Raw genomic sequence first — 25,355 nt, forward strand, 5'->3', positions numbered from 1 at the left:
CCGTGCGCATCCTCCTCCTGGGCTCCACCGGATTCCTGGGCGGGCACACCGCCGAGCAGCTGCGCGCCCTGCCGGGCGTGCGGCTGCTCGTCGGCGGCCGGTCCGCGGAGGCCGACATACGGCTCGATCTCACCGCCGGTCCCGGTGTCCTGGCTGACGCGCTGCTGGCGGCCCGGCCGTCCGTCGTCGTCAACTGCGCGGGCCTGGTGGCCGGCAGCGCCGTCCACCTCACCGACGTCAACGCACGCGGCCCGGCCGCGCTCTGCGAGGCCCTGGGCGACGCGGCACCGAACGCCCGGCTCGTCCACCTCGGCTCCGCCGCGGAGTACGGGCCGACCGCGCCCGGCGAGCCGGTCACCGAAGCGACCGCGACCAGGCCGCTGGGCCCCTACGGCGCCACCAAACTGGCCGGCACGGTCGCCGTCCGCGCCTCGGGGCTCGACGCGGTCGTGCTGCGCGTCTTCAACCCGGTGGGGCCCGGCGCGCCCAGCGCCGGCCTGCCCGGGCGGCTCGCCGCGGAGCTGCGGCGGGCCGCCGAAGAGGACGACACGGTGCGGGTCGGCGACCTCTCGGCGCACCGCGACTTCGTCGACGCACGGGACGTGGCGGACGCCGTGGTGCGCGCCGCGACGGCCGAGGGCCCGCTGCCGCCGGTGCTCAACATCGGCAGTGGCGTGGCGACTTCGGCACGAGACCTGGCCCATGGCCTGGTCCGGGCGGCCGGTTTCCGCGGCCGCCTGGAGGAGACCGGCGCGGGGTCCGCGCGCTCGACGGCGGTTTCCTGGCAGTGCGCTGACATCACGTCGGCCGTCCGGGCCCTCGACTGGCGGCCGAAGCGCGCTCTGGTCGACTCGCTGCAGGACCTGTGGGCGCGCCCGGCACCGGCGGGGGTCCCGCGATGAGTGGGCGGGGCCGGACCTGGCGACCCGGTGGCCTCCCGGTGAGCGGCGTACCGGCATGACCATGCTCGTGCCCATGTACGTACACCCCGCCGTCGACCGCGCCGCCTGGCAGGCCCTCGCCGCGTCCGCTCCCCTCCTGTACGGCGTGGTTCTCAACGTCGACGACGGTCCCGGCGCCGCCCCGGACCCCGCGTTCGTCGCCGCCGCCCGCGAACTGCGGGCGGCCGGCGTGCCGGTGCTCGGGTACACGGACACCGATTACGGGCGGCGGCCGGCCCGCGAGGTCGCACGGGACTTCGAGCGGCATCGCGACTGGTACAGCACGGACGGGTTCTTCCTCGACCAGGTCGCCCCCGACGCGGCGGGGCTGCGTCACTACCGGCGGCTCACCCGAGCCGCCCGGTCGCGCGGTGGGCGGACCGTCGTTCTCAATCCGGGCGTCCACCCCGCCCCCGGCTATGCCTCGCTCGGGGATCTGCTGATCACCTTCGAGGGCGACTGGGACAGCTATCGCGCCGCCCCGGCCGCCCCGAAGTGGACCAGGGACCTTCCGCCGGGCCGGTTCTGCCATCTGGTGCACGGGGTGCCCCGCGGGCTGTGCCGGCTCGCGGGCCGTACCGCGGAACTGCGCGGGGCCGAGGTGCACTGTGCCGTGCCCGGCCACAATCCCAATCCCTGGTCGGCACTGCCACCTGCCCTACGGAAGGACTCATGAACCGCGCGACGTGCCTGCGGACCGCGATCCTCGCTCTCACCCTCGCGCTGCTCGCCGCCTGCTCCGGGCCGCCGCCGGACCCGTCCCCCCACCCGCGGCGGTGGCAGCCGAAGCCCGGCACCGCCTGGCAGTGGCAGCTCGACGGCCGGGTCGACGCCCGCGTCGACGTGCCCGTCTACGACATCGACGGATTCGAGAACGACGCCGCGACCGTACGCCGGCTTCACCGGGACGGCCGCAAGGTCATCTGCTATCTCAACGCGGGAGCGTGGGAGTCCTTCCGCCCCGACCACGGGGACTTCCCCGCCTCCGTACTGGGCAGAGCCAACGGGTGGAAGGGCGAACGATGGCTGGACATCCGGCGTCTGGACCTGCTGCGCCCGCTGATGGCGAAGCGCATGGACCTCTGCCGCGACCGTGGCTTCGACGCGGTGGAGCCCGATCTGCTGGACGGCTATCTCAACGACACCGGGTTCCGGCTGACCGCCGCCCACCAGCTCGCGTACAACCGCATGATCGCGCGCCTCGCCCAGGACCGTGGCATGGCGGTGGGGCTGAAGAACGATCTGCCCCAAGTCGGGCAGCTGGTGGGGGACTTCGACTTCGCGGTGAACGAGGAGTGCGCGGAGTTCGGGGAATGCGCGGCGCTGAGGCCGTTCGTGCAGGCCGGGAAGGCGGTCTTCCATGTCGAATACGCTCTTGAGGTCGACGAGTTCTGCGAGCCGGCGCGCGCACTGGGGCTCAGCTCCATGCGCAAGAAGCTCGACCTGGGGGTGTGGCGGCAGCCGTGCTGAGCCGGGCCGGCTCGCGACCCTGAGGGCCTGACGCCCTGCCCCCGCTCACGCCCTGACGCCTGACTCCCTCAGGACGCGGCGAGCACCGCCTGTACGGTCTTACCGCCGCCGGGTCCTCCCCGTACGGCGTAGGTCTGCGCGAGCTCACGCACCATGACCATGCCCCGCCCGCTCTCGTCCGTCTCCCGCGGCACGCGCATCCGCGGCGGAATCGGGCTGAGGTCCTCCACCTCGACAGTGACCAGCCCGGGATCGACGTGCAGCCGCAGCCGGCAGCTGCTGTGGCCGTGCCGGGTGGCATTGGTGACCAGCTCGGAGACGACCAGGATGGCATCCTCGACCTGGTCGCCGGAGACCTTCTCGCCGCAGCCCCGGGTGAGGAAGGCGGTTGTCAGGTGCCGTGCCCAGCGGGCGGACGTCTCCGCCTGCGGCAGGACATACGTCGCGCACACGGCACGCCGACGCGAGCGCCTGTGCGCACGCATGTGCATCACTCCGTTCCGGCACTGGAAACAGCCAGGCAACGGCCGGGAAAGCCGATCGGGGCGGCTCCCGGCGGTCCAGACGCAATGACAAGCCTCTTACCCCTGTCTGATGCCCGCAGGGCGTGATCGGCAATCGGCCAAGGGTGCTCCGGTCCGCCTGCGCAGCGGCGGACCGGAGCGGCCGGCCGGTCAGGAGCTCGCGCACTCCATCGAGGCCGGGTCCGAGGCGTCACGGATCAGGGCGTCGTGCGCCGCCTTGATCCGCTTGACGTCGGGCTTCATGATCTTGCGGTCGTAGGTGAGCAGGCCGTTCAACTCGCCCTCCACATCGGTGATCTGGGTGTAGACGGCGCCGTTGCTCCCCTGGCATGCCAGCTTGCGTACGTTGCCGAGCTGGACCAGGTACTCGTCCGTGTACTTGGTCTGGTCGACGCCGACGTAGGTGTGCTGGACCGGCCAGGCGTGGCCCGGCACGGCGAGTCCGAGCCCGCCGTACTCACCGCTGACCAGCGCCCTTGTGCCGTCCGCCGCGGGGATCTGCGGGCTCGGATAGCCGTGCGCGTCGGCGATGTCGCCGTTGCCTCCGTCGACGGCTCCGCAGCAGTTGACGCCGCTCATGTTGTTGACCAGCCGGGTCGGGTCCCAGGCCTTGGCCTGATCAGCGATCCTGGCTTGGTCGTACTGGCCCCAGCCCTCGTTGAAGGTGACCCACATGACCACCGACGGGCTGCTCGAATGCTGGTCGATCATCTCCTTCAGCTCGCGTTCGTACTGGGCGCGCGAGGCGGCGTTCGGATTGATGGTGTTCATCGCCGGCATGTCCTGCCAGACCAGCAGACCGAGCCGGTCGGCCCAGTAGAACCAGCGGTCGGGCTCGACCTTGATGTGCTTGCGCACGGAGTTGAAGCCGAGCTTCTTGTGCATCTTGAGGTCGTACGCCAGGGCCTCGTCGGTCGGCGCCGTGTGCAGCCCGTCCGGCCAGAAACCCTGGTCGAGGGTGGCCATCAGGAAGGTCGGCTTGCCGTTGAGCACGGTGCGCGGCACACCGTTCACCTTCTCGACGGCGATGGTGCGCATCCCGAAGTAGCTGCTGACCCGGTCGGAGCCGGTCTTCACCTCGAGCCGGTACAGATGCGGATCACCGGCGGACCACAGATGCGGGTCCGGGACGGGTACCGAAAGCGGTGAGCCGGTGCTGCCGGTGGCGGTGCCCACTTTGCGACTGCCGTCGTACGCGGTGGCCGTGACCGGCACACCCGCCCGCGCCCCGCGGACCTCCACGGCGAGCTTTTCGCCCGCGACATCGGGGGTGAGCTTCAGCGAGTCCGCGTGATCGGCCGCGACCGGCTCCATCCAGACGGTCTGCCAGATGCCCGACGAAGGGGTGTACCAGATGCCGCTCGGGTCGAGGCGCTGCTTGCCGATGGGCGGGTTCTCGCCGTCCCTGGAGTCCGTCGGATCGTAGACGCCGACGATCAGCTCCTGGGTGCGGCCGGGCTTCAGCGCGTCGGTGACATCCGCGCTGAACCGGTCGTAGCCGCCTCTGTGCTCGGTGACCTTGACGCCGTTGACGTACACCTCGGACTGCCAGTCGACGGCGTCGAAGTTGAGCTTGAGGCGCTTACTCTCGCCCACCCGCCAGCTGTCCGGGACGGTGAAGGTGCGGCGGTACCACATGCGGTCCTCGTGCCGTTCGAGGCCGGAGAGCTGCGACTCCACCGGGTAGGGAACGAGGATCCGCTCGCCGAGGGTCTTGCCGAGCGGCGGCCGCTCCCCCGCTTCGGCCGCGGCGAACTGCCACCGCCCGTTGAGATTGCGCCAGGCGTCGCGAGTCAGCTGCGGGCGCGGGTATTCGGGGTGGGCGTTGCCCGGACCGACCTCCTTGGCCCACGGCGTACGCAGCTCGTACTCGGACCTGTTGGGCCCGCTGGTCCAGAACGCGCCGACCGCCGTGCCGTTCTCGGCGCTCAGGCCGCCCTTACCGTCGTAGCGCAGGTCGGCGATGCCGCCGCCGTTGCCGCCCTTCTTGCCGACGACGGGCTCCTTGAGTGCGACGAGGAGGCGACGTGGGTCGGCCGGATCGCGTGTGACGTCGCCGAGCGGCCATTTCGCGCCGCCGATGACCGCCTCGAAGTGCGCGGCGAGGCCGGCGGGCGGCTCGGCGAGCCTCTGTACGAAGTCCAGCCGCAGGCTGCGGCCGTCGGCGAGGACGGTGGCGCCGATCGCTCCGTCGTACGCGTAACCGTCGGGCAGCCGGAATACCGATGAGGGCACCGGCTTCTTGGCGCCGCCGGGCTCGGTCCAGTTGAGGTGCAGGTTCGAGCCGCCGAAGTGCTCGAAGTACTCCACCTTGATGTCGTACGCGCGGCCCGCGGTGAGGTCGACGGGCGGCGCGGTCTGTTCCCTGTCCCAGTCGTCGACCCAGTGGTCGATGGTGAGCCGGCCGTCGACCCACAGCCTGAATCCGTTGTCGCCGATCATCGAGAAGGTGTGTGCGCCGGAGCTGGTGGGAACGACCTTCCCGGTCCAGCGGACGCTGACGTCGTCGGCACGTCCGGTGGCGGCGCCGAGGCGGGGTTCGAGGTTGCCGAAGTCGATGGACGGATCGAAGCCGGTGGCCTTGAGCTCGGCGAAGTCGAAGGCCCCGGGGGCGGACTGGGTGTAGTACTCACCCTTAAGGCCATGTGCCTCGACCGGGTCGTCCGCGGTGCTGGACGCCGGCGCCGAAGGGGCGGACACAGCCGGTACCACGGTGAGTCCGGCAATCCCCAGGGCGGCTGCGAGAAGCAGGGCCAGCTTTCTTTGAATACGCACAAATCCTCCTTGCCAGTGAGGGCGGCGGCTCGCTGCGACGCTCTGTACAACGTTGGAAGGAACGGCAGTTGGCATAAGAGCACAGGGTTCCGCTTGGCGTCCAGGGTCATGACAAGCCGGGGCCGGAGGGCTTATACATCGTTGTACAAACGGGCCAGGGCCGGAGGGAAACAGGCGTGAAGGTGAGTCTCAAGGACGTCGCAGAGCATGCGGGAGTCTCGATCAAGACCGTCTCGAACGTGGTGAACAACTACCAGCACGTCACTCCGGCCATGCGCGCCCGAGTCCAGCAGGCCATCGACGAACTGGGCTACCGCCCCAATTTGACAGCCCGCCATCTACGCAAGGGGCGCACCGGCATCATCGCGCTCGCCGTGCCGGAGCTGGGCAATCCGTACTTCGCCGAGCTGGCCGGCGCGGTGATCGACGTGGCCGCCGAGCACGAGTACACCGTGCTGCTCGACCACACCGGAGGCCGGCGCGAACAGGAGGTGCTGGTCAGCCAGGGCTTCCGGGCGCGGGTCATCGACGGCCTGATTCTCAGCCCCATCGAGCTCGAGCACGAGGACCTGCGCGAGCGCAGCGACGACGCCCCGCTGGTGCTGCTCGGCGAGCGTGAGTACGACCTGCCGTACGACCACATCGCGATCGACAACGTGGCCGCGGCCCGGACGGCGGTGCGGCATCTGCTGGACCTCGGCCGCACCCGTATCGCGTTCCTCGGCGCACGCACCGACCGGGTCAACCAGCCCGCCCAACTGCGGCTGCACGGCTGGCGCGCGGAGCTGACGGCGGCGGGGCTGGCGGCCCCGGACTCGCTGGTCGCACCGACGACCGGTTGGGACCACGCGCACGGGGCTGCGGCGATGGCCGGACTGCTGGAGTCCGGGGTGCGGCCCGACGCGGTCTTCGCGTACAACGACCTCATCGCCATCGGCGCGATGCGCGTGCTGTCCGAGCAGGGGCTACGCGTGCCCGAGGACGTCGCTGTGGTGGGCTTCGACGACATCAGCGAGGGGCGGTACGGGGCCGTCACCCTGACCACGATCTCGCCGGACAAGCAGACGATCGCGCGGCTCGCCGTGCAGTCGGTCGTGGGGCGGCTGCTGGGCACGGCGGATTCGGCCCAGGCAGGTGAAGCACGCCAAATCCGCCCTGATTTCAGCCTGGTTGAACGTGAGAGCACGCGGGGCAGCGTCTGACGCGAAGGGTTTACAGGATTCGTACAACGATGTAAAAACTCCTCCGAACGACTGCGCAGCAAGTCCGAGCCGCCCTCCCGTGAGCGCCCTGCGCCCCGGGGCCGCGCCAAGATGGGGTAACGCCATGACGTCGTCCGCTGTCCGCCGTACCGCCACTCGCACCCTCCTCGCCACCACACTCGTGGCCTCGATCGCCCTGACCGGCTGTGCCAAGTCCGAGGACGACGGCGCGAACGACAAGAACACCGGGTCCACGGGCGATTCTGGCCAGGTGGTCGCCACCCCCGCCGCGGGGAATGCCGAGACCTGCACCGTCGAGAAGTTCGGCGGCAAGAAGCTCGACCTGAAGAGCGCCACAGTCGGCTTCTCCCAGTCCGAGAAGGAAGCCAACCCCTTCCGGATCGCCGAGACGGCCTCCATCAAGGCCGAGGCCGGCAATCGCGGCGTCAAACTCCTCACCGCCAACGCCCAGTCACAGTTCTCCAAGCAGATCAGCGATGTCCAGGACCTGATAGCCAAGGGCGCGGACCTGCTGGTCATCGCGCCGCTCAACTCCGACGGCTGGGGTCCCGTGCTGCGCGGCGCCGCGGCCAAGCACATCCCGATCGTCACCATCGACCGCAAGATCAACGCCACGGCGTGCAAGGACTATGTGAGCTTCATCGGCTCGGACTTCGTCGAGCAGGGCAAGCGCGCGGCCGATCAGATGATCGAGGCGACCGGCGGCAAGGGCAAGGTCGCCATCCTCCTCGGCGCGGCCGGCAACAACGTCACCACCGAGCGCACCAAGGGCTTCAAGGACCAGATCAAGGCGAAGGCCCCCGGCCTCCAGGTCGTCTTCGAGCAGACCGGCGAGTTCGCCAGGGAGAAGGGCCAGCAGGTCACCGAGCAGCTCATCCAGTCGAACCCGGGCATCACCGGGATCTACGCCGAGAACGACGAGATGGGGCTCGGCGCGGTCAACGCCCTCAAGGGCGCGGGCAAGAAGGCCGGCGATGTGAAGATCGTGACCATCGACGGAACGCGCAACGCCGTCCAGGGCATCGTTGACGGCTGGATCGACGGAGTCATCGAGTCCAATCCGCGCTTCGGGCCGCTCGCCTTCCAGACCCTGGACACCTTCACCAAGGGCGAGAAGGTCTCCCAGAACATCGTCATCCAGGACAGCGCCTACACCGGAAAGAACGCCAAGTCCGGTCTGGGCAAGGCCTACTGACGTGCTGTCGGTGAGCTCACTGACCAAGACCTTCCCCGGCGCCCGGGCGCTGGACGGCGTGGACTTCGCCGCCCGCCCGGGCGAGGTCCACGCTCTCATCGGGGAGAACGGCGCCGGCAAGTCGACCCTGATCAAGGTTCTCACCGGGGTGTACCAGCCCGATGAGGGCGAGATCGTCTTCGGCGGCGAGCCGGTGCGCTTCGCCACACCGCTGGCCGCGCAGCACGCCGGGATCTCCACCATCTACCAGGAGGTCAACCTCGTCCCGCTGATGAGCGTGGCGCGCAATCTCTTCCTGGGCCGCGAGCCGCGCGGCCGTCTCGGCCTCATCGACTTCCGGCGCATGCACCGGGAGGCGGACGCGGCGCTGCGCTCGCTCGGTCTGCGCATCGACGTACGCCGTCCGCTGCGCGAACTGGGCGTCGGCGCACAGCAGATGGTGGCCCTCGCCCGCGCCGTGTCTGTAGACGCGCGGGTCGTCGTCATGGACGAACCCACCTCCTCGCTCGAACCGCGCGAGGTGCGCACGCTGTTCGGCGTGATCAGGATGCTGAAGGAGCGCGGAATAGCGGTGGTCTATGTCAGCCACCGGCTCGATGAGCTGTACGAGGTGTGCGACACGGTCACAGTGCTGCGGGACGGCAAGCTGGTGCACACCGGAAGGATCGCCGACCTCGACCGGCTGCGCCTCGTCTCGCTGATGCTCGGCCGCGAGATGAGCGAGGTACGCAGCGAAGGGCTGACCAAGTTCTCCGGAGACCACGAAGCGGGCGGTGAACCCGTCCTGGACGCACGGGAATTGACCGTACGTCATGTACTGCATGAAGTGTCGGTGCAGCTACGGCCCGGTGAGGTCGTGGGACTCGGCGGTCTGCTGGGCTCGGGCCGCAGCGAGACCGCGAAGGCGATCGCCGGCGCGCTGCCGCCGGACTCCGGCACGGTGGTGGTGGCGGGCGCCGCCGTACGTACCGGCTCCACGCCCGCCGCGATCCGGGCCGGCATCAGCCTCCTCCCGGAGGACCGCAAGGCCGAGGGCATCGTGCCCGGCCTGTCCGTCCGGGAGAACATCGCGCTCGCCGCGCTGCCCGGGCTCTCCCGGTTCGGCCTCGTCGACGACGCTCGCGTCGACCGGATCGTGGACACCTTCATCAAGCGGCTGCGGATCAAGACATCGGGCCCGTACCAGAAGGTCGGCGAACTCTCCGGCGGCAACCAGCAGAAGGTGCTGCTGGCCCGCTGGCTCGCCATGCGGCCCAAGGTGCTGCTCCTTGACGAACCGACCCGCGGCATCGACGTCGGCGCCAAGGCCGAGGTGCAGCGGCTCATCGACGAACTCGCCGACGAGGGGCTCGGCGTTCTGCTGATCTCCTCCGACATGGAGGAGCTGATCGAGGGGTCGGACCGGGTGGTGGTGCTCAAGGACGGGGCGGTCGTCGCCGAGCTGACCGGCGACGACGTCACCGAGGACCGGCTGCTGCACGCGATCGCCGCGGAAGGCGGAGACCATGACTGACCTGGCGCTGCGACGCGCGCCCGCCGACCGCGAGCGGATGCTGGGACTCCTTCAGGACTACGGCGTCTACGCCGGCGTCACCGTCCTGATCCTGGCCAATATCGCCTTCACCCCGCACTTCGTCTCCGCCGAGAACTTCCGCACCCAGGCCGTTCAGGTCGCACCCGTCCTGATCGTGGCGCTCGGCATGGCGCTCGCCATCGGCAGCGAGGGCGTCGATCTGTCGGTCGGCTCCGTGATGGCGCTGGCCACCTCACTGGTCTCCCTCTACCTCGGGTACGGGCCGTGGATCGCGCTCATCGTGGCGATGCTCGGCGGAGCGGCGGTGGGTCTGGCAAGCGGCTCGCTCATCGCCCATATCGGGGTCCAGCCCATCGTGGCCACACTCGCGCTGATGGTCGCCGTGCGCGGCATCGCGCTCGTGATGCTCCCTCAGCTCAAAGACGTACGGGATCCTGGCATGGCGACTCTCGGCTCCGGGGATCTGCTCGGCATCCCCTATCTGGTGCTGATCGCGGCGGCGCTGGCGCTCCTCGTCGGTTTCACCGTGCGGCGTACGACCTTCGGCCGGCAGCTCCTGGCGATCGGCGACAGCCGGCCGGCGGCGCAGCTGGCGGGTCTGCCTGTGCGCCGGGTGCTGATCCTCGTCTACATCTGCTCCGGGGTGCTCGCCGCGATCGCCGGCGTACTGGCCACGGCCAGGCTCCAGGCCAGCGACCCCACGTCGCTCGGCAATCTGATGGAACTCTCCGCGATCACCGCGGTGGTGGTCGGCGGCACTCCGCTGAGCGGCGGCCGGATCCGCGTCGGCGGCACCGTGGCGGGCGCGGTCCTCATCCAGCTGCTGACCGCCACGCTCATCAAGCACGATCTGCCGCCGTCCTGGACGCAGATCGCCCAGGCCGTGGTGATCGTCCTCGCGGTCTACGCGGCACGTGAACGGGGGAAGCGGTGACCACCGTGCAGGCCAGGGAGAACACGTCCTCGCCGGCCGAGGAGGAGCCGCACGGCGCGGCCCGGGCAGAGCGGCTGAGCGCGCTCGCCCAGCAGCACGGCGCGCTCGTCACGCTGATGCTGGTGGTCGCTGTCGCCTCCTTCGGCTTCGACACGTTTCTGACCGGCGACAACCTGGAGAACATGGCCGTCTCATCGGCGTTTCTCGCCGTGGTCGCCCTCGGCATGACCTTCGTCATCGTCACCGGCGGGATCGACCTGTCGGTCGGCTCGCTGTTCGCGCTGGGCGGGGTGCTGGCCGCCTGGGGCTCGCAGTACGGCACACCGGTCGCACTGCTTCTGCCGCTCGCTGTGTGCGGGCTGATCGGCCTGGTCAACGGGCTGCTGATCGCACGGGCCCGGCTTGCGCCGTTCATTGTGACGCTCGCCGCGATGCTCGCCGCCCGCGGCATCCTGCTCTCCATCACCGACGAGGGCTCCACGACCTATCTGGTGGACGAGAAGTCCTTCTTCGCCCGGCTGGGACAGGACAAACTGCTGGGCGTCGGCGTGCCGGTGTGGATCACGGTGGCGCTGTTCGTGCTGGGCGCGATCGTGCTGCGCCGCAGCCGGTTCGGCCAGTATGTGTACGCGGTCGGCGGGAACGAGGACGCGGCGGCCCTGATGGGCGCCCCCGTCGCCCGTACGAAGATCGCCGTGTACACGCTGTCCGGGCTCTGCGCCGGGCTCGCCGGAGCGCTCAACGCCGCCTGGCTGGTCTCCGGAGTCACCATCCTCGGCACCGGTATGGAGCTTGAAGCGATCTCCGCCGTCGTCATCGGCGGCACACTGCTCACCGGCGGCTTCGGCTTCATCAGCGGTTCGCTGGTCGGAGTGCTGCTGCTGAAGGTCATTCAGAACGTCATCAACCAGATCGGTTCGCTCGACTCGGCGTACCAACAGGTCGTCAGCGGGTCGTTCCTGGCCGTCGTGGTGATCGCCCAGACCTGGCTCGGGAGGCGGCGGCGCATGCTGTGAGCCCGGGCAACCCCCGTCCAACGCGGCCGCGCCCGGTGCCTCACAGCACCGGCTGCCCCTTGCCCAGGGCGATGACGCCGTTCTTGGACACGGTGTAGAGCTCCTGGTCCCGCCCGGGGTTGACGCCGATCGTCGCGCCGGGCGGGACGTCCACGTTCTTGTCGAGGATCGAGCCGCGCACCACCGCGCCGCGGCCTATGCGCACGTTGTCGTGGAGGACCGAGCCCTGCACGACAGCGCCCTCCTCGACACTCACGCCGGGCGAGAGGACGGACCGGGTGACCTGACCGCGCACGACGCAGCCGGGGCTGATGATGGACTCGCTCGCGATTCCCGCGCCGATGAAGCGGGCCGGCGGCAGCTGGCCCGAGTGGGTGTAGATGGGCCAGCGGCGGTTGTCGAGATCGAAGACCGGCCGGTCCGGGATCAGATCCATATGGGCTTCGTAGTACGTGTCGAGGGTGCCCACATCACGCCAGTAGCCGTGCTGCCGCGCGCTCTCGCCGGGCACATGGTTCTGATTGAAGTCGTAGAGCTGCGCCACACCCCGTTCGGTGAGCATCGGCAGGATCGAGCCACCCATGTCATGGAGGGAGTGCTTGTCCTCGGCGTCCCGGTGGAGTGCGTCGACGAGCACCTTGGTGGTGAAGAGGTAGTTGCCCATGGAGGCGAAGACCCGGTCGGGCTCGCCGGGCAGTCCGGGGGGGTCGGTGGGCTTCTCCAGGAACTGCTCGACCCGGGTGCCGTCGGAGGCCGGGGTGATGATCCCGAACGACGACGCTTCGGCGCGCGGCACCTTGATCCCCGCGACGGTGACGCCCGCGTCGTTCTCGATGTGGTCCCGCAGCATCTGCCGCGGGTCCATCCGGTACACATGGTCGGCGCCGAACACCGCGATGTAGTCGGGCTGTTCGTCGTTCACGAGGTTGAGGGACTGCAGGATCGCGTCCGCGCTGCCCAGATACCAGCGCGGACCGAGCCGCTGCTGGGCCGGGACGGGGGTGACGTAGTTGCCGAGCAGGCTCGACATCCGCCAGGTGGTGGTGACATGGCGGTCCAGCGAGTGCGACTTGTACTGCGTGAGCACGCAGATACGCAGGATGTCGCCGTTGACCAGGCTGGAGAGCACGAAGTCGACGAGGCGGTACATGCCGCCGAAGGTCACCGCCGGTTTGGCGCGGTCGGCGGTGAGCGGCATCAGCCGCTTGCCCTCCCGCCGGCCAGTACGATCCCGAGCACCGAAGGTCCACCGCGCATCGCCGCCCCTTCCACTCCGCCGACTGCCCTGCCCTGCTACGCCTGCTTGAGCAACTCCTCGTACACCTCGTGCGTCCGCCGGGCCACCTGGTCCCAGCCGAAGTCACGGACCGCCCGCTCCCGGCCGGCGGCGCCCATCCTGGCGGCCTCCACGGCGTCGTCGACGACCCGGTTCACCGACTGGGTGAGGCCCGACTCGAAGGCCTCCGGGTGACGGGCGTCGTAGGGCACGAGCAGTCCGGTGAGTCCGTCCTCCACGACCTCGGGGATGCCGCCGACCGCGGACGCCACGACAGCCGTACCGCAGGCCATTGCCTCCAGATTGACGATGCCCAGCGGCTCGTACACCGAGGGGCAGACGAACACCGCCGCGTGACTGAGCAGTTGGATGACCTGGGGCCGCGGCAGCATCTCGGGGATCCAGTACACCCCGTCACGTACCCGCTCCAACTCCTCGACCAGTTCGCGGAATTCACGGTCGATCTCGGGAGTGTCCGGGGCTCCCGCACACAGCACCAGCTGAATGTCAGGGTCGAAGGAGCGGGCCGCGCGCAGCAGATGGGGGACGCCCTTCTGGCGGGTGATGCGGCCGACGAACAGGGCAAAAGGGCGGTGCGGGTCGACGCCGATCCGCTCAAGAGCGTCCGTCTCGTGGTCGGGGCGGTACATCCGGGTGTCGATGCCGTTGTGGACGACGCGCACCCGGTCCGGGTCGAGGGCGGGGTAGCAGGCGAGGATGTCGGCGCGCATACCGCGGGAGACGGCGATCACGGCGTCCGCGGCCTCGATAGCGGTGCGCTCGGCCCAGCTGGACAGGGCGTAGCCGCCGCCCAGTTGTTCGGCCTTCCAGGGGCGCAGCGGCTCCAGGGAGTGCGCTGTCATCACATGCGGGACGCCGTAGAGCAGTTTGGCGAAATGGCCGGCGAGGTTGGCGTACCAGGTGTGGGAGTGGACCAGCTCGCGGCCCTGCAGCTCGGCGGCCATCGCCAGGTCCACGGAGAAGGTGCGCAGCGCTTCGTTGGCGCTCTCGAGTCCGGCGAGCGCCTTGTGGCGCAGGACCCCTTCGGCCGCACCCTCGCCCCAGCAGTGCACTTCGAGGTCGGTCAGTGCCCGTAACTCCCGGGCAAGGAACTCCACATGGACACCGGCGCCCCCGTAGACGTCCGGCGGATACTCGCGTGTGAGCAGTCCGACCTTCACCCCATGATGGTCACGCAGATACGGCGTACGGGGAAGAGCGCGGTCAGGATCACCCGGCACCATTCGGCGCCGGTGGGCCTTCGCCGGCATCAGTCTGCTTCAGTCGGCATCAGGCTGCTTCAGTCCGCTTCAGCCGGCGGGCCGCTGCGGCGGCACGTCGAAAACGCAGTCGCCGCAGAGCCCGCCTCCCGGGCAGCGGTAGTAAAGACAGCAACTGCGCCGCCGCATCGCAGGTCCGTGCACGGTGCCGGCCAGATCGGGATGGGCGAAGAGCCCGGCGGCGAGCGCCGAGGCCCGCTCGGCCACCTCGGGCCGGCCGCCACGCCGGGCCCAGGTGTGCAGTGCACGTACGGCACCGGCGAGCGCGGAGCCCGCGTTGCCCCACAGCAGCTGCGGCGAGATCCGTGTGCCGTCCCGCAGCGCGGCGGCGAGCGGGACGAGATGGCCGTACTGCACCGTCTCGCGGATCGTGGACGCGTCGGCGGCCAGCGGACGGGGCTCGGTCAGGCACAGGTCGTCGGGCGAGCCGCGCTCCGGATCCCAGTGCAGCCGCGCGGGGCCGAGGTCGGGGATCTCGGCGTGCAGCGCGGCACAGCCGAGCGTGATGGACCAGAGGCGGGCCGCGAGCCCCTGGTGCGCGATGGAGGCGGCGACCCTTCGCTCGGGGGCGCGCAGCCGGGCGGCGACCGTGTCGACGCGTGCCACGAGCGGGCCGGTGTCGCCCGCGTACAGCCGCGCGAGCGGGGCGTGCCCGTCGCCCGGCGTCCCGGTGCGCAGGGCGAAGAACCCTCCCACGGACGCCAGCTCGTCGAGGTCCACGCCCACGCTCCCCTCCCCTGTCACCGTTCCCCTGTCACCGTCCGTGTGGGCACTCGCTCACCGTATCGACGACGTCGTCCCCTTACATCCCCGCCGGCCTGCTCACCCGCCGTGAGGGGGACTTTTGGCCTACGCTCGTACTACGTCGGCAGTACGTCCAAATGCCTGCTCAAGGACGACGACGGATACGCTCCAGAGGGAGATCGTGGTCTCTATGAGTTCCCTCGCGCCGGCCGTGGTGCTGTCCCTGGTCTCCGCGGTCGCCTATGCGGCCGGGGCGATCATGCAGGAGCATGTGGCTGCCTCCACCTCGGCCAGGCCCTACGCCCCGCTGCACCACGCCGCGTGGTGGGTCGCCGTCGCTCTCAACAGCCTCGGCGCAGTCCTCCATGTGATGGCTCTGGCGTACGGGCCGCTCAGCCTGGTCCAGCCGCTCGGCGCACTGACGATCGTCTTCGCCCTGCCGATGGCCGCGCTCTTCGTACGGCGCAGGGCCGGCGCCGCCGCCTGGCGCGGCGCGATCATGGCGACGGCAGGCCTCGCGGGGCTGCTGGCGCTGACCGGCGAGGCCGACACGCACTCACTGGACGGCGGGCAGCGCGCGGTGCTGGCCGGCGTGACCTTCGGCAGCGTGGCGTTGATCTTCCTGGCCGCCCAGACCGTGCACCGGCCCATCCTTCGCAGCGTGGGGCTCGCCGCGGCGGCGGGCGTTGCCTTCGGCATCGCCTCGGTGTTCACCAAGACCGTCGCGGTGGACTGGGCATGGTCGGCGCCGCTCACCCAGTGGCCGAGCCTGCTGGCGATCTCGGTCCTCGCGATAGGCGGTCTGCTGCTCTCCCAGGCGTCCTACCGCGGCGCGGGCCTCGCGGCCCCGCTGGCCACGGTCACTGTCGTCAACCCGGTGGTGGCGGCAGCGGTCGGCATCACGATGTTCGGCGAGACCTTCCGGTACGGCGTGCCGGGAACCGTCTTCGCGCTCGGCTTCGGCGTCGTGGCGGCGGGTGGGCTGATCATGCTGACGACGGAGCGGCTGAAGGCGGCGCGCGCGGAGGCATGTGCGCCGGCGGAGGCATCGCCGCCGCCCGCGCAACAGCCGGCGCGCCGCTCAGAAACCCGCATGCTTCACGCCGATGCGCAGGTGCTCCCCTCAGACCGGGACGCCACCCGACCTGAGGTAGGCGAGGGGGTCGATGTCGGAGCCGTACCCCGGCCCTGTACGCACCTCGAAATGGAGATGCGGCCCTGAGCTGTTGCCGGTGGATCCCGACCGTGCGATCCGCTGCCCGCTGCTGACCTGCTGGCCGGAGCGCACGGTGAGCGCCGACAGATGCGCGTACTGGCTGTACTTGCCGTCCGCGTGGCGGATGACGACCTGATAGCCGTACGCGCCGCCCCAGCCGGCTGAGACGACGCGTCCGGAGGCGACTGCCTTCACGGAGGTGCCGGTGGGGACCGGGAAGTCCACGCCGGTGTGGTAACCGCTGGACCAGGCGGAACCGGCCTTGCGGTAGGGGGTGCCGGTGCTCGCGTCGACGGGGGCGCTGAATCCGGCCCGGTGGGCGGGCTTGTTGGCCTGTACCGGTTTCGCCTGCTTCTTGGGGCTCTGCTGCTTCGGTGCCTGCTGTTTCGGCGCCTGCGGTTTCGGCGCCCGCTCCTTGGGAGCCTGCTGCTTCGGCGGCGTCTTGGGCCCTGGCTGGACCGTCTTCGGCTTCTGCGGGGCCGGTGCGGCCGGAGCCTCGACGCGCAGGATCAGCTTCTGGCCGGGGTGGATCAGGTCGGGGTCGCCGCCGATGACCACGCGGTTCTGTGCGTACAGCCGCTGCCAGCCGCCGCTGACCTCCTCGGCGTCCGCGATCTTCGAGAGTGAGTCGCCGCGGGCCACGGTGTAGCCCTCGCGATGCGTGGGCACGGTGGTCGGCGTCGCCTTCATCGGCGCGGCCCTGCGCTCGCTCTTCGGGGCTAATCGCCCGGCGGGCACGGCCTCGGGGGCGTCACCGCCGCGGGTGAGGCCCGCCCGGCTGGAGCAGGTGGGCCAGGCATGGGGCCCCTGCCCTTCGAGGACCTTCTCGGCGACGGCAATCTGCTCGTCCTTGTCGGCAAGGTCCGCGCGAGCGGCGAACCGTCTGCCGCCGTAGGCCTCCCAGGTGGACTGGCTGAACTGGAGCCCACCGTAGTAGCCGTTGCCGGTGTTGATCTTCCAGTGGCCGGTGGACTCGCAGGCCGCGACCTTCTCCCAGACGTCCACGGAAGCCGCATGGGCCGTGCCTGCGCCGATGAGCGGCAGGGCCATGCCGGCGCCGCCGGCGGTCACAGTGAGAGAAGCCCGGTTGATGCGGCTCGGCTGGTATCTGCGGTGCCGACCGGTTGCGGCCATGGTGAAACTCCCCCATTGACATAGGTCACGTCGCAAGCGGTCAACTTAGGTGCTCCGAACGGACTATGACAAGGGTTCAGGCGCGGCGCGCGGAGGCGGCAGGGCGCACCGGGGCGACCGGGGGCCGACTGCCGCCGCGGGCCAGGAAGTCGGCCAGCGGCAGGGTCGCCGCGCCGACGGTGACCGCGTCCGGGCCGAGCTGCCCCATCTCGATGGCAGTACGGGCGGCGGCGTGACGCAGGGCGTACTCCCCCGCGTACCGGCGCACTTCGGGGAGCAGGCGGGGCCCGATGAGCAGTCCGGCCCAGCCGCCGATGAGGATGCGTTCGGGGTGGAAGAGGTTGATCAGGTCGGCGACGGCCGCGCCCAGATACTCGGCTGTGTCGTCGAGGAGGGAGAGCGCGACGGGGTCGGGCTCGGGTCCTTCCGGGCCCGGAAAGGCCGCCGCCAGCAGGGCGGCCAGCGCAGTTTCGTCGTCGGCGTCGGCGGGAAGCGGTCCGCCCGCCTCCTGCCAGCGCTCGCGCAGCGCTTCCGCACCGGCGTACGCCTCAAGACAGCCCAGCGAGCCGCAACGGCAGCGGCGGCCCCGGATCCGTACCGTCGTATGTCCCCATTCCAGAGCGCTGCTGCGGGCGTTCTCGTCTGGGGTGGAGGCATGCACGACGCAGGCGCCGACTCCCGAGCCGATCAGGGCGACGGCGGCCTCGCGGGCGCCGCGGCCGCCCCCGAACCACATCTCGGCCTGGCCGAGCGTCTTGGCACCGTTGTCGATGAACAGCGGGACTTCCGGAGGAAGTTCGACCGCGTCGCGGAGCAGCTTCTCGAACGGCACGGCGCTCCAGCCGATCGTCTGGCCGTGCACGATCGCTCCGGTCGCGCCGGTCGCTCCGTTCGCTCCGTTACTGGTTTCCTGCTCGACGATGCCGGGGACGCCGATCCCGATGCCGAGCAGGCTCGCGGCGTCGGCGTCCGCGTCCCGCAGTACGTCGGCGACGCCGGTACGGACATGGGCGACGACGCGCTCGACGTCGTAGCCGTGCTGGGCCAGGAGGTGTTCGGTGCGGCCGAGTTCGGTGAGCGAGAGGTCGAAGAGCTCGACGCGTACCCGGGTCTCGCCGATGTCGATGCCGATCAGCAGGCCGCTGGTGGGCGAGACGCGCAGCAGAGTGCGTGGGCGGCCGCCCTCGGAGTCGACCATTCCGGCTTCTTCGAGTACGCCCTCGGTGACGAGTTCCGAGACGACGTTGCTGATAGAACCTGAACTCAGCCCGGTGGCCGGTCCGAGCTCCTGGCGGCTCAACGGGCCGTCGAAATACAACCGTTGCAGAACCCTTGCGCGGTTGCCGCGCCGCAGGTCACGCACTGTCCGTCTGTCGCGCTCCGCCATGGTGCTCCTTCCCTTGACGCAACATACCCCGGTCACAGACCTTGACGCGACCTTCCCTCACCTCTTAAATCACGGCATAAATTAAGCCCTGGAGGCCGTTCGGGAACCGAACGCAGCCATCCCCGGGAAGGGGTCACCTCTCATGCGCACCAGCAGAGCCGCACTCGCTGTCACCGTCGTCACCGCGCTCGCCGCCGTCACCGCCTGTGGCGGCGGCACCTCCACAGATGGAGGCGGCAGCAACGAGTCGCCCAAGACGCTCACGTACTGGGCCTCCAATCAGGGTCCGAGCGTCGAGGCCGACAAGAAGATCCTCACGCCCGAACTCAAGAAGTTCGAGGAGCAGACGGGCATCAAGGTCAAGCTCGAGGTGATCCCCTGGTCCGATCTGCTCAACCGGATCCTGGCCGCCACGACGTCGGGGCAGGGCCCCGACGTCCTCAACATAGGCAACACCTGGTCCGCCTCACTCCAGGCGACCGGTGCGCTGCTGCCCTGGGACCAGAAGAGCTTCGACGCGATCGGCGGCCGGGACCGCTTCGTCGCGTCCGCGGTGGCCTCGGCCGGGGCCGAGGGCAAGGACCCCGCGGCCGTGCCGCTGTACTCGCTGGCGTACGCGCTCTACTACAACAAGAAGATGTTCGCCGACGCGGGGATCTCGCAGCCGCCGACCACCTGGGACCAGCTGGTGGCCGACGGCAAGAAGATCTCCAAGGACGGCAAGTGGGCGCTGGGCGCCGAGGGCGGCAACCTCGCCAACAACATCCACCAGGTCTTCGTCCTCGGCAAGCAGCACGGCGCGGACTTCTTCGACTCCTCCGGCAAGCCAACCTTCACCTCGGACGGCGCGGTCGCCGCGGTGAAGCAGTACGTCGACTTCATGGCCAAGGACAAGATCGTCGCGCCGGGCAACGCGGAGTACGCCCAGAACCAGTCCCTCCAGGACTTCGCGCGCGGCAAGACCGCCATGGTGCTGTGGCAGGCCGCCGCCTCGACCTTCGCCGCGCAGGGCATGAAGCCCGCGGACTGGGGGGTCGCTCCCGTACCGGTCCCGGCCGGCACTCCCGGCACCGGACAGAACACCAACTCCATGGTGGCCGGCATCAATATGGCCGTCTTCAAGAACACCAAGAACGCCGACGGCGCCAAGAAGTTCGTGAAGTTCATGACGAGCGACGCCGAGCAGAAACTGCTCAACAAGACGTACGGATCGATCCCGCCGGTCAAGGCCGCGCAGCAGGACCCGGCGTTCTCCGCGCCCGATCTGAAGGTCCTGCGCGACACGCTCGCCACCAGCGCGGCGCCCCTCCCGCAGGTGCCCACCGAGTCGCAGTTCGAGACGGCAGTCGGCACCGCCGTCAAGGAGCTGTGGGCCGATGCCGCGGCCGGACGCCCGGTGACCACCGAGTCCGTCAAGGACCGTCTGGCCAAGGCCCAGCAGCAGATGCAGCAGTGAGGCCGGCGCGATGACCACCACCGTGACTCCCGGCCGCACCGACCGGGCGGGCAGCGGTGAGAGCGTGGGCACGAAGGATGCGCGCGGAAGGCTGCCGCGCATCCCGGACCGGATCCGCCACGGCGGCCTGCCCTATCTCCTGCTGCTGCCCGCCGTCGTGCTCGAACTGCTCGTCCATCTGATCCCGATGGTCATCGGCATCGCGATGAGCTTCCGTCAGCTCACCCAGTTCTACATCCGCAACTGGGGCCAGGCGCCGTGGGCGGCGTTCGACAACTACCGGGTCGCCGTCGACTTCGACGCACCGATCGGCCGGGCGCTGCTCCACTCCTTCTATGTCACCTGCCTGTTCAGCGTGCTCGCCGTGGGCCTGTCCTGGCTGTTCGGGGTCGCCGCGGCGATCATGATGCAGGAGAACTTCCGCGGCCGGGGCCTTCTGCGGGCCGTCTTCCTCACTCCGTACGCGCTGCCGGTGTACGCCGCGGTCATCACCTGGGCCTTCATGTTCCAGCGCGACAACGGCCTGATCAATCACGTCCTGCACGACCAGCTCGGCCTCACCGACCAGCCGTCCTTCTGGCTGATCGGCGACAACAGCTTCGTCGCGCTGGTCGTGGTGGCGGTCTGGAAGTCCTGGCCCTTCGCGTTCCTCATCCTCATGGCGGGGCTGCAGAACATCCCGCGCGAGCTGTACGAAGCCGCGGCCATCGACGGCGCGGGCGTCTGGCAGCAGATCCGCAAGATCACCCTGCCGTCACTTCGCCCGGTCAACCAGGTGCTGGTGCTGGTCCTGTTCCTGTGGACGTTCAACGACTTCAACACGCCGTACGTGCTGTTCGGCAGGGCCGCCCCGGAGGCCGCCGACCTGATCTCCATCCATATCTACCAGTCGTCGTTCGTCACCTGGAACTTCGGCTCGGGCTCCGCGATGTCGGTCCTGCTGCTGCTCTTCCTGCTGCTGGTCACGGCCGTCTATCTGCTGCTCACCTCACGGGGAAGGAAGACCGCCGATGCCTAGGCCGCCGAGCTCGCCGACCGCACCGCCGCGGTCCTTCCGCTGGACGCGCCGCATCGTCCTCACCTTCCTTTCGGCCTTCGCGCTGCTGCCCGTCTATGTGATGCTCAGCAGCTCCCTCAAGCCGCTCCAGGATGTGTCGGGGAAGTTCCAGTGGATCCCGTCCGGGTTCACCATCCGCCCGTACATCGACATCTGGGACACCGTGCCGCTGGCGCGCTACTTCCTCAACTCGCTGGTCGTGGCGGGCGCGGCGACCGTACTGTCCGTGGTGATCGCGGTGTTCGCGGCGTACGCCGTGAGCCGCTACCGGTTCCGCGGGCGGCGGGTGTTCACCGTCACGGTGCTCTCCACCCAGATGTTCCCCGGCATCCTTTTCCTTCTCCCGCTGTTCCTGATCTTCGTCAATATCGGCAACACCACCGGCATCGCCCTGTACGGCTCGCGCGGCGGGCTGATCCTCACCTATCTGACGTTCTCGCTCCCCTTCTCCATCTGGATGCTGATCGGCTACTTCGACTCCATCCCGCGGGATCTGGACGAGGCCGCGATGGTGGACGGCTGCGGGGCGCTCGGCGCGCTCTTCCGGATCGTCGTGCCGGCCGCGGTCCCCGGCATCGTCGCCGTGGCCGTCTACGCGTTCATGACGGCCTGGGGAGAGGTCCTGTTCGCCTCGGTCATGACGAACGACACCACCCGAACGCTCTCCGTCGGGCTCCAGGGCTACGCCACCCAGAACGACGTGTACTGGAACCAGGTCATGGCCGCCTCGCTCGTCGTCAGCGTGCCCGTCGTCGCCGGGTTCCTGCTCCTCCAGCGCTATCTCGTGGCCGGCCTGACCGCGGGCGCCGTCAAGTGAACCGCCCACCGCCTGAGCGCGGGCGCCGTCAAGTGAACCGCCCGGGCGCCCTCGAGTGAACCGCCCACCGACCCCTGCAGAAAGGCAGTCCGTGAACGACCTCAACGCCCTCCCGGCCGACTTCACCTGGGGCACCGCCACCGCCGCGTACCAAATCGAGGGGGCCGTTGCCGAGGACGGCCGCTCCCCGTCGATCTGGGACACCTTCTCCCACACCCCGGGAGCGGTCGCGGGCGGTGACACCGGCGACGTGGCGTGCGACCACTACCACCGGTGGCCGGAGGACATTGCGCTGATGAAGCAACTCGGCGTCGGGGCCTACCGGTTCTCGATCGCCTGGCCGCGGATCGTGCCGGGCGGCGACGGGCCGGTGAACGAGGCGGGACTCTCCTTCTACGACCGTCTGGTGGACGGCCTGCTCGACGCGGGCATCACGCCGTTCGCGACGCTGTACCACTGGGACCTCCCGCAGGCGCTCCAGGACCGCGGCGGCTGGCCGTCCCGTGAGACCGCGGAGCACTTCGCCGCGTACGCCTCCGCCGTCACCCAGCGGCTCGGCGACCGGGTCAAGGACTGGGCGACCCTCAACGAGCCGCTGTGCTCCGCGTGGATCGGCCATCTGGAAGGGAAGATGGCTCCGGGCCTGACCGACCTCGGGGCCGCCGTGCACGCCTCGTACCATCTGCACCTCGGCCACGGTCTCGCCGTACAGGCGATCCGCGCGGCCTCCTCGGACGCCCGCGTCGGGATCGTCAACAACCTCAGCCCGATCGAGCCGGCGAGCGAGCGCGAGGAGGACATAGCGGCCGCGCTACGGGCCGACGGCCACACCAACCGCTGGTGGCTCGACCCGATCCACGGGCGCGGCTATCCGCAGGACATGCTGGAGCTGTACGGCGTCGAACTGCCCGAGCACGCCGGGGACTTGGCGACCATCGCGGCCCCGCTGGACTGGCTGGGGCTCAACTACTACTTCCGCCAGATCGTCACCGCCGACCCGACGGGCTCGGTCCCGTACGCCCAGCAGATCTACCTGCCGGGCGCCCGGCACACCGCGATGGACTGGGAGGTGCACGCGGACGGCCTGGAGCAGCTGCTGCTACGGCTGACCGAGGAGTACGGCGCCCGGCGCATCTACGTCACCGAGAACGGCTCGGCCTATCCGGACGTCGTCGGCGCGGACGGCACCGTCGACGACCCGGAACGGGTGCGGTACCTGGAGGAGCATCTGGCGGCGTGCGGACGGGCCGCGCGCCGGGGCGCCCCGGTCGCCGGGTACTTCGCGTGGTCGCTGATGGACAACTTCGAGTGGGCGTACGGCTACGACAAGCGGTTCGGCCTGGTGCATGTGGACTATCCGACGCAGCGCCGCACGATCAAGGGCAGCGGGCACCGGTACGCGAACATCATCCGTGCGGCGTCGAGGAGGGCGCGCAGGGCGGCGTGAGCTGGGGCCCACGCCACCCCGGCTTCCCCCTTCCGGCCGTATGACCGCTACTCGGCGGACCGTGACGGCCGCCGCCTGCCCGTCCGATGACCAGGCCCTCGTCCTTGAGGAGCTGCAATGCCTGCTGCACGGTGGCGTTCGGTCGTCCTGCTCGACGTGGGCGGGGGCGACGAGATGAGAAGCCGTCGAGGACCTCGCGGTGCCGCGTACTCGCGCCGGTGACCAAAGAGTTGGTGTCGTCAGAATCGCTGCCACCACGAAGAGTGGACCTCAGGCATCCGGGCGCCGTATGTGCAGATGGCCATCGAGAGGGTACGATGGCGGCGCTGCAGGCAGGACTCTGTCGAACTCGTACCGGCTCTTCTGCGCAACCCGGCACGATGCCAGGTTGTCCACCTGATGAAGAAGTTCGAGACGTTCCAGGTCATCGGCCCCGAAGGTGTCGAAGGCCCAGCTGGTGAGAATCTCCAGAGCGCGGGGGGCCACACCCCGCCCGCGAGCGTGCGCCGCTGTCCAATAGCCCACCTCCGCCGACGGTTCGCCGGTCGCGACGTCCTTGAGGACTACGCTGCCGACCAACTGTTGGTGAGCAGAGTTGGGTTGTGCTTCAAGGACTGCGAAGCCGAACCGGTCTCCTGCTGCCCAACCCTGTTGGTGAGCCTGGACCCATCGCGCCCCGTCAGCATCGTTCTCCACGGAAGAGCCGGTCCAGTGGCGCGAAGCGGGATCCTGGCAGACCTCAACCAGTGCGGCAACGTCCGCCACACACCAGGGTCGAAGAACGAGAGCGGGAGCGGACTGCGTCGCGCCCGCCTGCAGTATGACGGCGGCAATCACCAACCGATCATATGCGGCGGGGCTCTCACCTGACGCCGGCCATGCCTGCCCCACTCCGCCTCGCGACCGGCCCACTATCGCCGCACCCGGTCACGCGGAGCCTGGACGGACCACTCGAACACCGGCGCCAGACTCTCTGGCGCAGACCAGCCGTTGGCTCTCCTCGGTGCAGCAGCACACGGCGTCCAATGAAGAGGACGGCGCGGCCTGCGTCCTCGAGCAGCTCTTCTCAAACGGCGAGCCCGGTTTGAGCCCGGACGCCTCGGGATCACTCGTCGCGGGTTGACCCCTCCGAGGCCCGGCTCAGCCGTTGGCGGCCTCGTCGATGCGCCGCCTAAGGCGCCGCATCCCTCGCAGCCACCTGTCCGTGTCGGTCGCCCGGAACGCGTAGTGCTCCCGTACTTCCGGGTGGGGCAGGATCAGGAAGCGCCCGTCCGCGAGCCCGTCCATGACCTCGTCGGCCACTTGCTCGGGTGTGAGGACGTTGCCGCCGAGTACCGCCTTGGCGGCCGCGTCGGTCTTCTCGTACATCTCGGTGCGAACGCCCAGCGGACATACGACCTGGACCGTCAGACCCCGGTCGCCGTACGTCGCCGAGAGCCACTCGGCGAAGGCCAGCGCGCCGTGCTTGGACACCGAGTACGACGCCGATTCGAGGTGGGTGAGCAGGCCCGCGGCGGAGACCGTGGCCAGGAAGTGACCGCGCCCCCGTTCCAGCCACGGCTCGATCAGATGACGGGCCACCCGCACGTGTCCCATGACGTTCACCTGCCAGACCTGTTCCCACACCTCCTCCGGGGTGTGCGCCCCACCGCCGGGCTCGATGCCTGCATTCGCGCAGAACAGGTCGATGTCGCCGAGGTGGGCGCGCGCCGCGGCCACCAGGGCGGCCACGCTCTCCTCGGCGCCTGCGTCGCCCGGCACGGCGAGTCCGCCGACCTCGGCGGCGACCCGGGCGGCCGCCTCACCGTCGAGATCGTTGACCACGAGGCGGGCGCCCTCGGCGGCAAACCGGCGGGCGAGCGCCGCTCCTATGCCCGATCCCGCACCCGTGACGACCACACCCGCGTCTTTGAGATCCATGGATGCCAT

21 protein-coding genes and 1 pseudogene are annotated in these 25,355 nt (G+C 69.9%); 13 read left to right on the forward strand and 9 right to left on the reverse strand.

All coding sequences use genetic code 11. The annotated features are described in order from the left end of the window. Positions 1-2: 2 nt before the first annotated feature. The 3 genes from J7E87_RS03530 to J7E87_RS03540 are packed head-to-tail and all read left to right on the forward strand — an operon-like array spanning position 3 to position 2,411. Entirely contained in the window at positions 3-902 is a 900-nt protein-coding gene (locus J7E87_RS03530; protein WP_215089718.1) for an NAD(P)-dependent oxidoreductase, read from the forward strand. A 55-nt stretch (positions 903-957) separates the two neighbouring features. Beyond that, complete coding sequence (locus J7E87_RS03535; RefSeq protein ID WP_215089720.1) at positions 958-1,617, forward strand: spherulation-specific family 4 protein; 660 nt, start codon at positions 958-960, stop codon at positions 1,615-1,617. Then, positions 1,614-2,411, forward strand: coding sequence for an endo alpha-1,4 polygalactosaminidase (locus tag J7E87_RS03540; protein ID WP_215089722.1), 798 nt, complete (start codon positions 1,614-1,616; stop codon positions 2,409-2,411). The genes J7E87_RS03535 and J7E87_RS03540 overlap by 4 nt, the downstream gene beginning before the upstream one ends. Positions 2,412-2,479: 68 nt before the next feature. On the opposite strand, the gene J7E87_RS03545 is transcribed toward J7E87_RS03540, so the two are convergent. Both J7E87_RS03545 and J7E87_RS03550 read right to left on the reverse strand, forming a co-directional pair. Next, positions 2,480-2,896 carry an ATP-binding protein gene (locus tag J7E87_RS03545; protein ID WP_215089724.1) on the reverse strand — a complete coding sequence of 139 codons (417 nt, stop codon included), beginning with the start codon at positions 2,894-2,896 and terminating at the stop codon, positions 2,480-2,482. Between the two features lie 189 nt (positions 2,897-3,085). Beyond that, the gene (locus tag J7E87_RS03550; protein ID WP_215089726.1) at positions 3,086-5,785 is read right to left on the reverse strand and encodes a PA14 domain-containing protein; all 2,700 of its coding nucleotides are present in this window, start codon (positions 5,783-5,785) and stop codon (positions 3,086-3,088) included. A 101-nt stretch (positions 5,786-5,886) separates the two neighbouring features. On the opposite strand from J7E87_RS03550, the gene J7E87_RS03555 reads away from it, so the two are divergent. The 5 genes from J7E87_RS03555 (at position 5,887) to J7E87_RS03575 (ending at position 11,612) form a co-directional block, all read left to right on the forward strand. After that, the gene (locus J7E87_RS03555) at positions 5,887-6,912 is read left to right on the forward strand and encodes a LacI family DNA-binding transcriptional regulator (protein ID WP_215089728.1); all 1,026 of its coding nucleotides are present in this window, start codon (positions 5,887-5,889) and stop codon (positions 6,910-6,912) included. Positions 6,913-7,036: 124 nt separating this feature from the next. Then, a complete protein-coding gene (locus tag J7E87_RS03560; protein ID WP_215089730.1) occupies positions 7,037-8,128 on the forward strand; it encodes an ABC transporter substrate-binding protein in 1,092 nt (363 codons plus the stop codon). A 1-nt stretch (position 8,129) separates the two neighbouring features. Beyond that, positions 8,130-9,641 carry a sugar ABC transporter ATP-binding protein gene (locus tag J7E87_RS03565; protein WP_215089732.1) on the forward strand — a complete coding sequence of 504 codons (1,512 nt, stop codon included), beginning with the start codon at positions 8,130-8,132 and terminating at the stop codon, positions 9,639-9,641. Then, entirely contained in the window at positions 9,634-10,596 is a 963-nt protein-coding gene (locus tag J7E87_RS03570; protein ID WP_215089734.1) for an ABC transporter permease, read from the forward strand. Before J7E87_RS03565 ends, J7E87_RS03570 begins: the two co-directional genes overlap by 8 nt. Positions 10,597-10,601: 5 nt before the next feature. Then, positions 10,602-11,612: an ABC transporter permease gene (locus tag J7E87_RS03575; RefSeq protein ID WP_374195129.1), complete on the forward strand. Its 1,011-nt coding sequence runs from the start codon at positions 10,602-10,604 to the stop codon at positions 11,610-11,612. Positions 11,613-11,652: 40 nt separating this feature from the next. Here the strand turns inward: J7E87_RS03575 and glgC are convergent. The 3 genes and pseudogenes from glgC to J7E87_RS03590 form a co-directional block, all read right to left on the reverse strand. Then, positions 11,653-12,869 (reverse strand): annotated as a pseudogene (gene glgC, locus J7E87_RS03580) (glucose-1-phosphate adenylyltransferase). Between the two features lie 36 nt (positions 12,870-12,905). Then, positions 12,906-14,069 carry a glycogen synthase gene (gene glgA / locus J7E87_RS03585; RefSeq protein WP_215089738.1) on the reverse strand — a complete coding sequence of 388 codons (1,164 nt, stop codon included), beginning with the start codon at positions 14,067-14,069 and terminating at the stop codon, positions 12,906-12,908. A 129-nt stretch (positions 14,070-14,198) separates the two neighbouring features. Beyond that, positions 14,199-14,888, reverse strand: a complete 690-nt coding sequence (locus J7E87_RS03590) for a (2Fe-2S)-binding protein (RefSeq protein ID WP_215089833.1) — start codon at positions 14,886-14,888, stop codon at positions 14,199-14,201. Between the two features lie 214 nt (positions 14,889-15,102). Here J7E87_RS03590 and J7E87_RS03595 point away from each other — a divergent pair, with 214 nt between their 5' ends. Beyond that, positions 15,103-16,134, forward strand: coding sequence for a DMT family transporter (locus J7E87_RS03595; protein WP_215089740.1), 1,032 nt, complete (start codon positions 15,103-15,105; stop codon positions 16,132-16,134). Here J7E87_RS03595 and J7E87_RS03600 read toward each other — a convergent pair. Next, positions 16,036-17,262 (reverse strand): transglycosylase family protein, encoded by a 1,227-nt coding sequence (locus tag J7E87_RS03600; RefSeq protein WP_215089742.1) that lies wholly within the window; start codon positions 17,260-17,262, stop codon positions 16,036-16,038. The two genes, J7E87_RS03595 and J7E87_RS03600, sit on opposite strands and share 99 nt — an antisense overlap. A 76-nt stretch (positions 17,263-17,338) precedes the next feature. Continuing rightward, positions 17,339-18,649 carry an ROK family transcriptional regulator gene (locus tag J7E87_RS03605; RefSeq protein WP_215089744.1) on the reverse strand — a complete coding sequence of 437 codons (1,311 nt, stop codon included), beginning with the start codon at positions 18,647-18,649 and terminating at the stop codon, positions 17,339-17,341. A 142-nt stretch (positions 18,650-18,791) separates the two neighbouring features. Between J7E87_RS03605 and J7E87_RS03610 the strand changes: the two genes are divergently transcribed. From J7E87_RS03610 to J7E87_RS03625, 4 genes are all read left to right on the forward strand, one after another. After that, the gene (locus J7E87_RS03610) at positions 18,792-20,105 is read left to right on the forward strand and encodes an extracellular solute-binding protein (RefSeq protein WP_215089746.1); all 1,314 of its coding nucleotides are present in this window, start codon (positions 18,792-18,794) and stop codon (positions 20,103-20,105) included. A gap of 10 nt (positions 20,106-20,115) precedes the next feature. Continuing rightward, a complete protein-coding gene (locus J7E87_RS03615; protein ID WP_215089748.1) occupies positions 20,116-21,123 on the forward strand; it encodes a carbohydrate ABC transporter permease in 1,008 nt (335 codons plus the stop codon). After that, positions 21,116-21,979, forward strand: a complete 864-nt coding sequence (locus tag J7E87_RS03620; protein WP_215089750.1) for a carbohydrate ABC transporter permease — start codon at positions 21,116-21,118, stop codon at positions 21,977-21,979. The genes J7E87_RS03615 and J7E87_RS03620 overlap by 8 nt, the downstream gene beginning before the upstream one ends. 91 nt (positions 21,980-22,070) lie before the next feature. Then, on the forward strand, positions 22,071-23,426 hold the full coding sequence (locus J7E87_RS03625; protein WP_215089752.1) for a GH1 family beta-glucosidase: 1,356 nt from the start codon (positions 22,071-22,073) through the stop codon (positions 23,424-23,426). A 270-nt stretch (positions 23,427-23,696) separates the two neighbouring features. Here J7E87_RS03625 and J7E87_RS03630 read toward each other — a convergent pair whose 3' ends face one another. Both J7E87_RS03630 and J7E87_RS03635 read right to left on the reverse strand, forming a co-directional pair. After that, positions 23,697-24,263, reverse strand: a complete 567-nt coding sequence (locus J7E87_RS03630; protein WP_215089754.1) for a GNAT family N-acetyltransferase — start codon at positions 24,261-24,263, stop codon at positions 23,697-23,699. Between the two features lie 303 nt (positions 24,264-24,566). Beyond that, on the reverse strand, positions 24,567-25,355 hold the full coding sequence (locus J7E87_RS03635; protein ID WP_215089756.1) for an SDR family oxidoreductase: 789 nt from the start codon (positions 25,353-25,355) through the stop codon (positions 24,567-24,569).

The sequence above is a fragment of the Streptomyces sp. ISL-1 genome, from assembly GCF_018614585.1.
Classification (GTDB): Bacteria; Actinomycetota; Actinomycetes; order Streptomycetales; family Streptomycetaceae; genus Streptomyces; species Streptomyces maoxianensis.